Consider the following 14,692-nt stretch of genomic DNA (forward strand, 5'->3'; position numbering starts at 1 on the left):
CCCCTCTCTCGCTTGCGGCGCCCGTAGGATGTGCAAGGCTGAGAAGGGTTCCTTCACAGTGCCTTGGATGATTCCAGGAAGTCCTGCGCGAAACGCTGCAGCACGCCACCCGCTTCGTAGATCGATACTTCTTCGTCGCTGTCCAGCCGGCAGGTCACCGGCACTTCGACGCGCTCGCCGTTCGTGCGATGGATCACCAGCATCAGGTCGGTGCGCGGCGTGCGTGCGCCGATCACGTCGAAGGTTTCGGTGCCATCAATGGCCAGCGTCTTGCGTGTCGTGCCTGGCTTGAATTCCAGCGGCAGCACACCCATGCCGATCAGATTCGTGCGGTGGATGCGCTCGAAGCCTTCCGCTGCGATAGCTTCAACACCGGCAAGACGCACGCCCTTCGCGGCCCAGTCGCGCGAAGAACCCTGACCGTAGTCGGCGCCGGCGATGATGATCAGCGGCTGCTTGCGTTCCATGTAGGTTTCGATGGCCTCCCACATGCGCATGACCTTGCCTTCCGGCTCCACCCGGGCCAGCGAGCCTTGTTTTACGCTCCCGTCCGGATTGCGCACCATTTCGTTGAACAGCTTGGGATTGGCGAAGGTGGCGCGCTGCGCGGTGAGATGATCGCCGCGATGGGTCGCGTAGGAATTGAAGTCCTCTTCCGGAAGACCCATTTTTTCCAGATATTCGCCGGCGGCGCTGTCCAGCATGATCGCATTGGACGGCGACAAGTGATCGGTGGTGATGTTGTCCGGCAGCACCGCCAGCGGCCGCAAGCCGAGCAGCGTGCGTTCGCCGGCCAGCGCGCCCTCCCAATACGGCGGACGACGGATGTAGGTGCTCTGCGGACGCCAGTCGTACAACGGCTCCACTTTCGGGCCGTGTTCCACCCGCAGCGCGAACATCGGGTTGTAGACGCTGCGGAACTGCTCCGGCTTCACCGATGCCTTGACCACCGCATCGACCTCTTCGTCGCTCGGCCAGAGATCCTTCAAGCGGATTTCCCTGCCCTCGACCACGCCCAGCACATCTTTTTCGATATCGAAACGGATGGTGCCGGCGATGGCATAAGCCACCACCAGCGCCGGCGACGCCAGGAACGCCTGCTTGGCGTAGGGATGGATGCGTCCATCGAAGTTGCGGTTACCCGACAGCACCGCGGTGGCGTACAGATCGCGGTCGATAATTTCCTGCTGGATCGCCGGATCCAGCGCGCCGGACATGCCGTTGCAAGTGGTGCAGGCGAAAGCCACGATGCCGAAACCCAGTTTCTCCAGCTCCGGCAGCAAGCCGCCTTCCTGCAGATACAGCGCTACCGCCTTGGAGCCGGGCGCGAGCGAGGATTTCACCCAGGGCTTGCGGCTCAGTCCCAGCCGGTTGGCATTGCGCGCCAACAGCGCCGCTGCGATCACGTTGCGCGGATTGCTGGTGTTGGTGCAGCTGGTGATCGCAGCGATGATCACCGCGCCGTCCGGCATCAGTCCGGGCACTTCTTCCCAGGCGCCGGCGATGCCTTTGGCCGCCAGGTCGCTGGTCGCGACGCGCGCATGCGGGTTGGACGGCCCGGCCATGTTGCGTACCACGCTGGAAAGGTCGAAATGCAGCGCGCGCTCGTATTCGACGTTCTTCAAGCTGTCGGACCATAGCCCGACGTGCTTCGCGTAGGTTTCCACCAGCCGCACCTGCGCGTCTTCGCGGCCGGTGATCCGCAGGTAGTCGAGGGTCTGCTGGTCGATGGAGAACATCGCCGCGGTGGCGCCGTATTCCGGCGCCATGTTGGAAATGGTGGCGCGATCGCCCAGGGTCAGTGCGGCCGCGCCCTCGCCGAAGAACTCCAGATAGGCACCCACCACCTTGGACTTGCGCAGGAACTCGGTCAGCGCCAGCACGATGTCGGTAGCGGTGATGCCGGGTTGCGGCTTGCCCGCCAGTTCCACGCCCACGATATCCGGCAGGCGCATCCACGAGGCGCGGCCGAGCATCACGTTCTCGGCCTCCAATCCGCCCACGCCGATGGCGAGTACGCCCAGCGCGTCGACATGCGGGGTGTGGCTGTCGGTGCCCACGCAAGTGTCCGGGAAGGCGACGCCGTCGCGCGCCTGCACCACCGGCGACATCTTCTCCAGATTGATCTGATGCATGATCCCGTTGCCCGGCGGGATCACTTCCATGTTCTTGAAAGCTTGTCGGGTCCATTCGATGAAATGGAAACGATCCTCGTTGCGGCGATCCTCGATCGCGCGATTCTTGGCGAACGCATCCGGGTCGTAGCCGCCGCATTCCACCGCTAGCGAGTGATCGACGATCAACTGCACCGGCACGACCGGATTGACCTGGGCCGGATCGCCGCCCTGCTCTGCGATTGCATCGCGCAGACCCGCAAGATCGACCAGCGCGGTCTGGCCGAGGATGTCGTGGCAAACCACCCGTGCCGGAAACCAGGGAAAATCCAGGTCGCGCTTGCGTTCGATCAGTTGCCGCAGCGACGCGGTCAATGCGGCCGGATCGCAACGGCGGACCAGATTCTCAGCCAGCACCCGCGAGGTGTAAGGCAGTTTGTCGTAGGCGCCGGACTGGATGGATTCGACCGCTTCGCGCGCATCGAAATAATCCAGCGAGGCGCCGGGCAAAGGTTTGCGGTATTGCTGATTCATGGCTGGCGATCCGAAAGAGATTGGCTGGCCGACTGGCGCAGAAGAGCAAAACTGCAGAAGGCGCGAGGAAGACGCGCCCGCCGCAGCGGTTCAGCGCTTGTCGAGCGGCACGAAAGCCAGATCTTCCGGTCCGGTGTAATTCGCGCTGGGACGGATGATCTTGCCGTCGATGCGCTGCTCGATCACGTGCGCGCTCCAGCCGCTGGTGCGGGCGATCACGAACAGCGGCGTGAACATCGCCGTGGGCACGCCCATCATGTGGTAGCTGACCGCGCTGAACCAATCCAGGTTGGGGAACATCCTCTTTATGTCCCACATCACCGTCTCCAGGCGTTCGGCGATGTCGTACATCTTGCGGCTGCCCTGCTCGTCCGACAATTCGCGCGCCACTTCCTTGATCACCTGGTTGCGCGGATCGCCGGTGGTGTAGACCGGGTGGCCGAAGCCGATCACGACTTCCTTGCGCTCGACACGCGCCTTGATGTCCTGCTCGGCTTCGTCGGGCGATTCGTAGCGCTTCTGCACCTCGAACGCGACTTCGTTGGCGCCGCCGTGCTTGGGGCCGCGCAACGCGCCGATGCCGCCGGCGATGGCGCTGTACATGTCGCTGCCGGTACCGGCGATGACGCGGCAGGCGAAAGTGGAGGCGTTGAACTCGTGCTCCGCGTACAGGATCAGCGAAGTGTGCATCGCCTGCACCCACGAGTCGCGCGGCTTCTCGCCATGCAGCAGGTGCAGGAAGTGGCCGCCGATGCTGTCGTCATCGGTATCGGTGTCGATGCGCTTGCCGTTATGGCTCCAGTGGTACCAGTACAGCAGCATCGGCCCCAGCGAGGCCATCAGCTTGTCGGCGATGTCGCGCGCGCCCGGATGGTTGTGATCGTCCTTCTCGGGGGATACGCAGCCCAGCACGGAGACACCGGTGCGCATCACGTCCATGGGATGCGCCGATGCGGGCAATTGTTCCAACGCCGCTTTCACCGCCGCCGGCACGCCGCGCAGCGATTTCAGCTTGGCCTTGTAGCTGGCCAATTCGGCGCGGTTGGGCAGCTTGCCGTGCACAAGCAGGTGGGCGATCTCTTCGAACTCGGAGGCCCGGGCGATATCCAGGATGTCGTAGCCGCGGTAATGCAGATCGTTGCCGCTGCGGCCCACCGTGCACAGCGCGGTGTTGCCGGCGGCGGTGCCGCTGAGGGCGACGGACTTCTTGGGCTTGAAGGGGACTGCTTCGGTCATCTCAACTCCTCGATGTGATGGAAGCCCCTCTCCCGTCGGGAGAGGGGTTGGGGTGAGGGGCTATGGAGTCCAGTTGATTCCGGCCTCATGACTGCGTTCGTCCCTCATCCGCCCTTTGGGCACCTTCTCCCGAGGGGAGAAGGGAAAAGCTATTTCTTGGCGGCAAACAGCGCATCCAACTTCTGCTCGAACTCGTGATAGCCGATGCGCTCGTACAATTCCTCGCGCGTCTGCATGAGGTCCACCACATTCTTCTGGTGGCCATCGCGACGGATCGCGGTGTATACGGCTTCGGCGGCCTTGTTCATGGCACGGAATGCCGACAACGGATAAAGCTGGATAGCCACACCAACCGAGGCCAATTCCTCGCGGGTGAACAACGGCGTCTTGCCGAACTCGGTGATGTTGGCCAACACCGGCACCTTCACCGCATCGACGAAGCGGCGGTAGGTCGGCAGGTCGTAGGCGGCTTCGGCGAAGATGCCATCGGCGCCGGCTTCGACGCAGGCGATGGCGCGCTCGATGGCCGCATCCACGCCGTCGACCTGGATGGCGTCGGTGCGCGCGATCAGGAAGAAGTCCGCATCGGTCTTGGCGTCGGCCGCGGCTTTCACGCGATCGGCCATTTCCCCGGCGGTGACGATTTCCTTGCCGGGACGGTGACCGCAACGCTTGGCGCCTACCTGGTCTTCGATATGGCAGGCGGCGGCGCCGGCCTTGATCAGCGATTTCACCGTGCGCGCGATGTTGAACGCGCTGGGGCCGAAACCGGTATCGATGTCCACCAGCAGCGGCAAATCGCAGACGTCGGTGATGCGGCGTACGTCGACCAGCACGTCGTCGAGCGTGTTGATGCCCAGATCGGGCAACCCCAGTGAACCGGCGGCGACACCGCCACCCGACAGATAGATGGCGCGATACCCAGCGCGCTTGGCCAGCAGCGCATGGTTGGCGTTGATGGCGCCGATCACCTGGAGGGGCGATTCGGTGCCCAGCGCGGCGCGGAACTTCACTCCCGGTGAAGCAGGGGCGCCAGCGGACGGGTTGCTCATTGCGGCAGGACTCCTTTTGGGTCGTCTTGTCCGCCGCAGCGCGGAGCGCCGGACGGTTGAGGTGCGCGAATGGTACGCCCCTCCTCGGGCTGCGAATCTGGCATCATCCAGAGCATTGATCAATCTTGATTAATTCAATCAATATATACCCATGCACCCTGACCCGACGCGCACTGACCTGCTCTCCGCCCGCGATACCTGCGAGATCCTCGGCATCAACCAGGCCACGCTGTATGCCTATGTCAGCCGGGGCCTGCTGGAATCGCGCCCCGGCCCGGACCACCGCAGCCGCCTGTATTCACGGCAGGACGTGGAACGGCTGGCGCAGCGCAAGCAGGCTGGGCGCGGCGCGGCACGCGGCGCTGCGCAGAGCCTGGATCGCGGCCTGCCGGTGTTGGAGACGCGGATTTCGTTGATCCGGCCCGACGGGCCGTACTACCGAGGCAAGTCCGCGATCGCTGCCGTGCACGACGGCGCCACCCTGGAAGACATCGCACGCCTGCTCTGGGATTGCGGCGAACAGGATCCGTTCGCCGTGGAAATCGATCCGCACTGGCCGGCGACGGTGGCGGCGATCGCTGGCGATGCACGCCTGCCACCGCTGGAGCGCGCCATGTCCGCGATCCCGCTGCTGGCGCTGGAAGTGCGCCACTCCTTCAATTCCGCGCCGCGCGTGCGCCACGAGATCGCGGCCACGTTGCTGCGGCACAACGCGGCGCTGCTGGTCTCGCAGGCTCCTTTCGCCGGACCGGTGCATCGTCTGCTTGCGCAGTGCTGGAGACCGGACGACGAAGTTTTCGCGGAATTGGTCCGCGCCGCACTGGTGGTCTGCGCCGATCACGAACTGAACGTCTCGGCCTTCGCCGCGCGCGTGGTCGCGTCCACCGGCGCGCATCTGCACGGCACGGTATGCAGCGGCTTGGCGGCGCTTTCGGGTCCACGTCACGGCGGCGCAACGGCGCGCGCGCATGCCCTGATCGCCGATGCGGGCGAGGCGCCGTCGGTGCGCGATTTCATCGCCACCCGCTGGCAGCGCGGCGACGACTTGCCGGGCTTCGGCCACGCGCTGTATCCGCACGGCGATCCGCGCGCCGCCGAGATCCTCGCCCGTCTCCGCGAAACGCAGACCGACTCGCCGATGATGTCGCGGCTGGAGGAAATCATCGCGGTCGCCGAGGAAATCAGCGGTCAACGCCCGAACATCGATCTCCTGCTGGCCTCGATCTGCCAGGTCCATGGATTGCCGGCCACGCCGGCGCTGGTGATGTTCGCCGCCGGACGCCTGGCCGGCTGGCTTGCGCATGCGCTTGAGCAACAGGCGCTGGGAAGGCTGATCCGTCCTCGCGCCAGTTACACAGGAGTGACTCCGTCGTTGGAGGAGTGAGTGAGGCTTTGCCGAGCCGCACCTCGCATATGCCTCGACGTTCTGCTTGTCGTCAGCGCTCCGTTCTCTATCGACCGTCATCCCGGCGAATGCCGGGACCCATCTTCGGCTGCTCGGACAATTCCGCAGCAGTTGGCAGCCCAGCGTTCGATTGAGACGGCGTTCGGCAAGTGCGTCCGATCTGAAGGATGGGTCCCGGCATTCGCCGGGATGACGACTTCAATAATGCACGTTCGTTGAGTTCAAATACCCATTTTTGAAGGCCATGCAACACGGCGACCCGCACCCGGCGCTGTCGTCGTGCGTTTCAGCTACCCACTTCCGGTCCGCGCAGCAGCGCCTTCCTGATCTCTTCCAGCGAGTTGGGATCGTCCAGCGTGGACAGGTCGCCGGGATCGGTGCCCTGCGCCAATGCCTGCAGCGAGCGTCGCAGCAATTTTCCCGAGCGCGTCTTGGGCAAGGCATTGACGATGTAAACGCGTGCCGGGCGCGCAACCGCGCCCAGGTCGTGCTCCACTGCACGACGCATGCCATGGGCGGCGGCAACACGCTCGTGCGGCTCTTCGGTATTTTTCCGCAAGGTGGCGAACACCACCGGCACTTGTCCCTTCAGTTCGTCGTAAACACCGATAACCGCCGCCTCGGCGACCCCGCCGTAGCCGGAAACGGATTCCTCGATCTCGCGCGTACCCAACCTATGCCCGGCTACGTTGATCACGTCGTCGGTGCGCCCCAGGATGAAGGTATAGCCGTCTTCGTCGCGGATCGCCCAATCCAGCGAGCTGTACAGCAATTCTTTGAAATGGCTGAAGTAGCTGCTGACGAAACGCGCGTCGTCGTTCCAGATCGTGGTCATGCAACCGGGCGGCAACGGCGGCTCGATCACCAGCACCCCTTTCTGATCGGCGGCGACTTCTATGCCGCTGCTCTCGTCGATGACCTTCATCTTATAGCCGAGATTGGCGAAACCAGGCGAACCGAATTTGACCGGTTTCATGTCCAATCCCGGCAGCAGCGTGATCGCCGGCCAGCCGGTTTCGGTCTGCCAGTAGTTGTCGATGATCGGCTTGCGCAGCGCGTCGTGGATCCAGTGCGCGGTGGGCTCGTCCAACGGCTCGCCGGCGAGAAACAGGTATTGCAGTTTCGAAAGATCGTGGTTGCGGATGAAGCTGGCGTCGTACTTCTTCAATACGCGGATAGCGGTAGGCGATGAGAACATCGTCCGCACCCCGTACTTTTCGCACAACGACCACCAGATGCCGGCATCGGGATTGAACGGTAATCCTTCGTAAAGCAATGAAGTCGCGCCGCCGATCAGCGGCCCGTAGACGTTGTAGGAATGCCCCACCGCCCAGCCGACATCGGAAGTAGAAAACATCGCTTGACCCGGTGCGACATCGAACACGGTGCGCATCGACAGCGCCAATGCCACCGCATACCCGCCCACGTCGCGCTGCACGCCCTTGGGCTTGCCGGTGGTGCCGGAGGTGTAGAGCAGGTAGCTGGGTTCATTGGACTCCAACCATTCCACCGGCACCTCGGCGTCGCCCACTTCGGCGCGCAGGGTGGCGTAGTCCACATCGCGCCCTTCCACTTTAGGCAGGGCCGCATCCAATCCGCGCGATACGATCAGAACCTTGGGCGGCGGCGCGGCCGATTCGGCGCAGGCTTGGTCCACCAGCGTCTTGTACGGGATCACCTTGCCTCCGCGCATGCCTGCGTCGGCGGCGATCAGCAGTTTCGGCGCGGCATCGTCGATGCGCAGCGCCAGGTTGTGCGCGGCGAACCCGCCGAACACCACCGAATGCACTGCGCCGATACGAGCGCAAGCCAGCATCGCGAACACCGCTTCGGCCATGTTGGGCATGTAGATGACCACCCGGTCGCCACGGCCCACTTCCAGTTTCCGCAGGATCGCGGCGAAGGCGTTCACTTCGCGGTACAACTCCGCATAAGTGATTTCGCGAGTGACGTTGGTTTCTGTGGAAATGGCGACCAGGGCCAACTGGTCCGCGCGCTCGGCCAGGTGACGATCGACCGCGTTGTAGCAGAGGTTAGTCTCGCCGCCGACGAACCACTTGCGGAACGGCGGATTGGAGTAGTCGAGTATTTTCTGCGGCGATTTGTGCCAGTGAATCGCCTTTGCTTCCTCCGCCCAGAAAAGCTCGGGTTGTTCGATCGACTGGCGGTAGACCTCTTCGTAGCGCATGCGAACCCCCAGAGCAATTCCGGTCCCCCAGCATAGTCCGAACGCTGGTCGTGAGCCGTCCGACCTTGGTCGCATGGCCCAACCCGTCGCGCAAGAGACCCGGTAAGTTTCCGGCTTGCTGATTTGCACCGCCCCGCAAGCGCAGCCTAAGCGAGCGGAAGCACACGCTCCGCTTGCGCCAGGCTGTCGTGCAGTTCGCGCACCTGTTCAACCACCGGGTCCACGCCGCCCCTGCCAAGCGAACGCATATAGCTGCAGGATGCGAAATTCGCCGCCAGGCGCTCGTATTCCGCCACCCACCGCTGACGGTCTGGCATGCGCTCCGGATTGATCGGCCACACGCCAGGGCGTGGCCGCAGATGCTGCGAGATGCCAATCCGCCAGGGCTTAGGGCTGACCCGCGCACGGAAGCAATGCTGGCGCACGCACATCAGCGCATAGATAGGATCAGTCTGGAGCGAGCTGAAGCAGGCTTCGACTTCAGGTTCGCGGGGATCGAAGGCGCGATGCATCGCCAGTAAGCGGAAACCGGCAGGCGTGCGGTATTGACGCAAGTTCCAATCCGGATGGCTTTCCACAAAGGCATCTATGCGCCGGTTTGCGCGACCTTCCACGCCACCTTCTTTCTTCAACTTGGCCTTCTGGATGCGTTTTACGTTCCAGCGGGCAACCATCCATCCGAGGACAAGGACGAGCAATCCGATCCCCCACCTTCCACTCCAGAAGCCAGCTGTAATCGCAGCGGCAAACAGCAGCCACCTGATCCAGCTGTCCAGACGAACGTCGATTCTTTCGTCAAAATCGATGTCCACAAACAGCGCATTCGGCGTGTTCAGGCACAAGGCGCCGTAGGAATTTCGCGTGATTACGCTGTCGCCGTGTCGGGCAATGACTTCTTCCCGGATAGGCAAGCCCTCGGCACCGTTGTAGGACTGCTTGTGTTCGCGACGCTGCAGTTTTTCGCCTGCCAGTATGCGATCGAATGCTTCGCGCACACGTGTATCGGCATGGATTTGCGCATCCTCCATGCTGCTATCGGACCATCCGAAACGACGGACGGTGATCTGCTTGCCGCGCGCACGATGTTGCAGCCGTGCTTCGGCCCAATACTGTGGAACGATCAAATCATTGCTCCTTGGTTCCCAACTGCGGGCGCGGCGAAACTCGTGAACGAAAAACGCCGGGGTTTGCCCGGCGTTTTATCTTGACGGAGCGGTCTAACTCAGCCCAGCAGATGCGCCACGCCGGCGCGCTCTTCTTCCAGTTCGGCCAGGGTCTTGTCCATGGCCGCGCGGCTGAAGGCGTCGATTTCCAGGCCTTCCACGCGGGTGTACTCGCCATTGGCGGTGATCACCGGCACGCCGTACATCACGCCTTCGGGAATGCCGTAGCTGCCATCGGACGGTACGCCCATGGTGACCCATTTGCCGTTGCTGCCCAGCACCCAATCATGGATGTGGTCGATGGCGGCGTTGGCGGCCGAAGCGGCCGACGACAGACCGCGCGCTTCGATGATCGCTGCGCCGCGCTTGCCCACCTGCGGGATGAACGCATCGCTATTCCAGGCCGCATCGTTGATCTTGTCCTTCAACGAAGCGCCATTGACGGTGGCGAAGCGATAGTCCGGATACATGGTCGGGCTGTGGTTACCCCACACGATCAGGTTCTCGATGTCGCCCACCGCAACGCCGGCCTTGTTGGCCAGCTGCGACAACGCGCGGTTGTGGTCCAGGCGCAACATCGCGGTGAAGTTCTTGGCGGGCAGGTCCGGCGCCGACTTCATGGCGATATAGGCGTTGGTGTTGGCCGGGTTGCCGACCACCAGCACCTTCACGTTGCGGCTGGCGACTTTGTTCAGCGCCGCGCCCTGAGCGGTGAAGATCTTGGCGTTCTCCAGCAACAGATCCTTGCGTTCCATGCCCGGGCCGCGCGGACGCGCGCCCACCAGCATGGCCACGTCGACGTCCTTGAACGCCACTTCCGGATCGTCGGTGCCGACCACGCCGGCCAGCAGTGGGAACGCGCAGTCTTCCAGCTCCATGATCACGCCCTTCAGCGCGGCCTGGGCCTTGTCGATCGGCAGCTCCAGCAACTGCAGGATCACCGGCTGGTCCTTGCCCAGCATTTCGCCGGAAGCGATGCGGAACAGCAAGGCGTAACCGATCTGGCCGGCGGCGCCGGTGACGGCAACTCGAACGGGGGTCTTCATGGTGCGAATCCTCAAAAATGTTGTGGCGGGCAACGGGCGCCCGGCGGGTTACTTCAACTCGGCGAAGAATTCCTGGATCCGCTGCATACCGGGCGCCAGTTGCGGCGTCGGGCAGGTGTAGCTGATCCGCAGCGCGCGCGGCTCGCCGAATGCCGAACCCGGCACGCAGGCCACGCCCTTGGCTTCCAGCAACGCGTTGCAGAAATCGATGTCGTTGCCGATCACTTTGCCGTCGTGCGATTTGCCGAAGGCGACGCTGATATCCGGAAACACGTAGAACGCACCCTGGGGACGCGGGCAGACCACGCCCGGTATTTCGGCGAGCGCGGCCATGACCAGGTCGCGCTTGCCCTGGAATTCCACGTTCTTGGCTTCGGTCACGTCCTGCGGGCCCGACAGCGCGGCGATCGCCGCGGCCGTGGTCACTTCGGGGATGTTGGTGATGTGGTTGGAATTGAGCGTGGTCACCGCCTGCGCGATGGCCTCGGGACCGGCCATGAAGCCGACGCGCCAGCCCGGCATGCCATAGGTCTTGGACAGCGAATCGACGAACACGGTGCGCTCGCGCAGTTCCGGGCGCGCCTGCACGAAGTTGTAGTACTCCAGCCCGTCGAACAGCATGCGGTTGTAGATGTCGTCGGTGATGATCCAGGTCTCCGGATACTTCACCAGCACTTCGGCCAGGGCGATGATTTCTTCCTTCGTGTAGACCATGCCGGTCGGGTTGGAAGGATTGTTGAACAGGAACACCTTCGGCTTTGTGGCCAGCGCGGCGTCGAGCTGGGCGACGGTCAGCTTGTAGTCCTGGCTGGCCGGGCACGGCAGTTCCAGGATCTTCGCGTTGACGATCTCGGCGATGTCGACGTAGGTGGTCCAGTACGGCGCCGGGAAGGCGATGGTGTCGCCCTCGTCCAGCAACGCTTCGGCCAGGCTGTAGAGCACATGCTTGGCGCCGATGCCGGTGGACAGATTCGCGCGGGTGTAACCGGTCAGCCCAAGGTCTTCCATGTGTTTGAGGAACGCATCCAGCAGCGCGTCGGCGCCGCGATTGGAACCGTACTGGCCCGAATCCTTGGCCAGCGCATCGCGCGCAGCCTGGTAGACGTGTTCGCCGGGCAGGAAATTGGGAACGCCGATAGAGAAACTGATGATGTCGCGACCGGCGGCCTTGAGCTTCTTGGCCTTTTCGGCGACCGCCATGATCGCGCTGGGCTTGGCGCGGCCCATGCGTCCTGCTAACTGGAGCATTGCGAAAACCTCGTGGGGTGAGGAACAGACTTGCTAGGGGCAGACTGGCTGCCGCGGACCGTTTATTGCGGCGCAAAATTTTAGCATGGCCCGCCAGTCGGTTTGCCGTTGCGGGAGGGGTCTAAAAACCCCTCCCGCCCCAGCCTGGCGCTTCAGGCACTCAGGTGGCGGTTCCACTCGGCCACGCGCTCGGCGTTGGCTGCCAGCACGGCGGAGGCGTCGCCCTCGATCTTCACCGAAGCGATGGCGTCGCCGCCGGCGACGCTGTCGACCACGTCCAGGCCTTCGATGACCTTGCCGAACACGGTGTGCTTGCCATCCAGCCACGGGGTCGGCACGTGGGTGATGAAGAACTGGCTGCCGTTGGTGTTGGGGCCGGCATTGGCCATGGACAGCACGCCGCGGTCGTGGCGCACGCCGTTGTTGGTTTCATCCTCGAAACGGTAGCCCGGGCCGCCGCGGCCGGAACCTTCCGGGCAGCCGCCCTGGATCATGAAATCGGGGATGACCCGGTGGAAGTTCAGGCCGTCGTAAAAGCCGCGCTGGGCCAGGTTGACGAAATTAGCCACCGTCAACGGGGCCTTGTCGGGATACAGCTCGATCTTGATGGGGCCGCGGGCGGTGTCGAAGGTGGCGGTCAGGGACATTGGGGACTCCGTGGTTGTAGGAATGAGGGGGATTTCGGATGAATTGGGGCGAATTTGCCGATCAAAACCGCCTGGGGCGGCCGGATTCGGCGGATTTAGATGCCTATCCGTGTCGATCTGGAGCTAAAGCGCAACCGTAACCCGCTATAATACGCGGCTTCCTTCCCTGCCCCGAGCGCGGCTCCAAAATCGCGCCTTTCGTCATGTCCATTCAGAACCTCCGCAATATCGCCATCGTCGCCCACGTCGACCACGGCAAGACCACCCTCGTCGACTGCCTGCTCAAGCAGTCGGGCACGTTCAGCGAACGCACGGTCACCACCGAGCGGATGATGGACAGCAACGACCAGGAAAAGGAACGTGGCATCACGATCCTGTCCAAGAACACCGCCATCAATTGGCAGGGCAACCGCATCAATATCGTCGACACCCCCGGACACGCCGACTTCGGCGGCGAAGTGGAGCGCGTGCTGTCGATGGTGGATTCGGTGCTGATCCTGGTCGACGCGATGGACGGCCCGATGCCGCAGACCCGCTTCGTCACCCAGAAGGCGTTCGCGATGGGCTTCAAGCCGATCGTGGTGGTCAACAAGATCGACCGTCCGGGCGCGCGTCCGGACTGGGTGATCGACCAGGTGTTCGACCTGTTCGACAAGCTTGGCGCGACCAACGAGCAGCTCGACTTCCCGATCGTCTACGCCTCGGCGCTGCATGGTTACGCCAGCCTGGACGACGCCGCCCGCGAAGGCGACATGACCCCGCTGTACGAAGCGATCATGAAGCACGTTTCGCCGCCGGACGTGGATCGCGAAGGTCCGTTCCAGATGCGCATCAGCCAGTTGGACTACAACAACTTCGTCGGCCTGATCGGCGTCGGCCGCATCCAGCGCGGCAAGGTCCGCACCAACATGCCGGTCAGCGTGATCGACCGCCACGGCAAGAAGCGCCAGGGCAAGGTGCTGCAGGTGCTCGGCTTCATGGGCCTTGAGCGCATCGAAGTGGAGGAAGCCGAAGCGGGCGACATCGTCGCCATCTCCGGCGTGGCCGACCTCAGCATCTCCGACACCCTGTGCGCGCTGGATACGCCGGAAGCGCTGCCGGCGCTGACCGTCGACGAGCCGACCATCTCGATGACCTTCCAGGTCAACAATTCGCCGTTCGCCGGCAGCAAGGAACACAGCGGCGGCAAGTTCATCACCAGCCGCCAGATCCGCGAGCGCCTGGAACGCGAGACCCTGCACAACGTGGCGCTGAAGGTCGAGGAAGGTTCCGATCCGGACAAGTTCCTGGTTTCGGGCCGCGGCGAGCTGCACCTGTCGGTACTGATCGAAACCATGCGCCGCGAAGGTTTCGAACTGGCCGTGTCGCGTCCGGAAGTCATCATCAAGGAAATCGACGGTAAGCAGATGGAGCCGGTCGAGCAGCTGGTGGTCGACATCGAAGAACAGCACCAGGGCGGCGTCATGGAAAAGCTGGGCATCCGCAAGGGCCAGCTGAAGAACATGGAGTCCGACGGCAAGGGGCGCGTGCGCCTGGATTACATGATCCCGGCCCGCGGCCTGATCGGGTTCCAGAACGAATTCCGCACCCTGACCCAGGGCTCGGGTTTGCTGTTCCATGTATTCGACCACTACGGCCCGAAGGAACAGGGCGCCATCGCCAAGCGCCAGAACGGCGTGATGATCGCCAATGCGCCCGGCGCCACCCCGGCCTACTCGCTCGGACCGCTGGAAGAGCGCGGCAAGCTGTTCGCAGCCGAAGGCGACAACGTCTACGAAGGCCAGCTGATCGGCATCCATTCCAAGGACAACGACCTGACCGTCAACGCCATCAAGACCAAGCCGCTGACCAACATGCGCGCTTCGGGCAAGGACGACGCCATCAAGCTGACGCCGGCGATCAAGTACACGCTGGAACAGGCGCTGGACTTCATCGAGGACGACGAGCTGGTCGAAGTCACCCCGAAGGAAATCCGCCTGCGCAAGAAGTTCCTCAGCGAAAGCGACCGCAAGCGCGCCTCACGCGCCGCCTGATCGATCTCGCTGGATCAGCACGTCGT

The 14,692-nt window shown here is 63.5% G+C and carries 10 protein-coding genes; 2 read left to right on the plus strand and 8 right to left on the minus strand.

From position 1 onward, the window contains the following. Nucleotides 1-53: 53 nt before the first annotated feature. The 3 genes from acnD to prpB all read right to left on the minus strand — a co-directional run bounded on the left by acnD (nucleotide 54) and on the right by prpB (nucleotide 4,936). Nucleotides 54-2,648 carry a Fe/S-dependent 2-methylisocitrate dehydratase AcnD gene (gene acnD, locus J2W94_RS14375; protein ID WP_310094767.1) on the minus strand — a complete coding sequence of 865 codons (2,595 nt, stop codon included), beginning with the start codon at nucleotides 2,646-2,648 and terminating at the stop codon, nucleotides 54-56. A 90-nt stretch (nucleotides 2,649-2,738) separates the two neighbouring features. Further along, nucleotides 2,739-3,884, minus strand: a complete 1,146-nt coding sequence (prpC, locus tag J2W94_RS14380) for a bifunctional 2-methylcitrate synthase/citrate synthase (RefSeq protein ID WP_310094769.1) — start codon at nucleotides 3,882-3,884, stop codon at nucleotides 2,739-2,741. Between the two features lie 149 nt (nucleotides 3,885-4,033). Then, entirely contained in the window at nucleotides 4,034-4,936 is a 903-nt protein-coding gene (gene prpB / locus J2W94_RS14385; protein ID WP_310094771.1) for a methylisocitrate lyase, read from the minus strand. 151 nt (nucleotides 4,937-5,087) lie between these two features. On the opposite strand from prpB, the gene J2W94_RS14390 reads away from it, so the two are divergent. Beyond that, a complete protein-coding gene (locus tag J2W94_RS14390; RefSeq protein WP_310094773.1) occupies nucleotides 5,088-6,320 on the plus strand; it encodes a citrate synthase family protein in 1,233 nt (410 codons plus the stop codon). Nucleotides 6,321-6,627: 307 nt separating this feature from the next. Here the strand turns inward: J2W94_RS14390 and prpE are convergent, their stop codons facing one another. The 5 genes from prpE to J2W94_RS14415 all read right to left on the minus strand — a co-directional run bounded on the left by prpE (nucleotide 6,628) and on the right by J2W94_RS14415 (nucleotide 12,633). Further along, entirely contained in the window at nucleotides 6,628-8,529 is a 1,902-nt protein-coding gene (gene prpE, locus J2W94_RS14395) for a propionate--CoA ligase (RefSeq protein ID WP_310094775.1), read from the minus strand. A gap of 146 nt (nucleotides 8,530-8,675) precedes the next feature. Beyond that, a complete protein-coding gene (locus tag J2W94_RS14400) occupies nucleotides 8,676-9,653 on the minus strand; it encodes a hypothetical protein (RefSeq protein WP_310094777.1) in 978 nt (325 codons plus the stop codon). Nucleotides 9,654-9,751: 98 nt separating this feature from the next. Continuing rightward, nucleotides 9,752-10,738 (minus strand): malate dehydrogenase, encoded by a 987-nt coding sequence (locus J2W94_RS14405; protein WP_310094780.1) that lies wholly within the window; start codon nucleotides 10,736-10,738, stop codon nucleotides 9,752-9,754. A gap of 48 nt (nucleotides 10,739-10,786) precedes the next feature. After that, complete coding sequence (locus tag J2W94_RS14410; protein WP_310094782.1) at nucleotides 10,787-11,986, minus strand: aminotransferase class I/II-fold pyridoxal phosphate-dependent enzyme; 1,200 nt, start codon at nucleotides 11,984-11,986, stop codon at nucleotides 10,787-10,789. Between the two features lie 152 nt (nucleotides 11,987-12,138). Next, the gene (locus tag J2W94_RS14415) at nucleotides 12,139-12,633 is read right to left on the minus strand and encodes a peptidylprolyl isomerase (RefSeq protein WP_310094785.1); all 495 of its coding nucleotides are present in this window, start codon (nucleotides 12,631-12,633) and stop codon (nucleotides 12,139-12,141) included. A gap of 203 nt (nucleotides 12,634-12,836) precedes the next feature. Between J2W94_RS14415 and typA the strand changes: the two genes are divergently transcribed. Next, nucleotides 12,837-14,666, plus strand: coding sequence for a translational GTPase TypA (typA, locus tag J2W94_RS14420; protein ID WP_310094788.1), 1,830 nt, complete (start codon nucleotides 12,837-12,839; stop codon nucleotides 14,664-14,666). Nucleotides 14,667-14,692: the final 26 nt, after the last annotated feature.

Origin of the sequence: Pseudoxanthomonas sacheonensis (assembly GCF_031455975.1) — a bacterium.
Lineage (GTDB): Bacteria > Pseudomonadota > Gammaproteobacteria > Xanthomonadales > Xanthomonadaceae > Pseudoxanthomonas_A > Pseudoxanthomonas_A sacheonensis_A.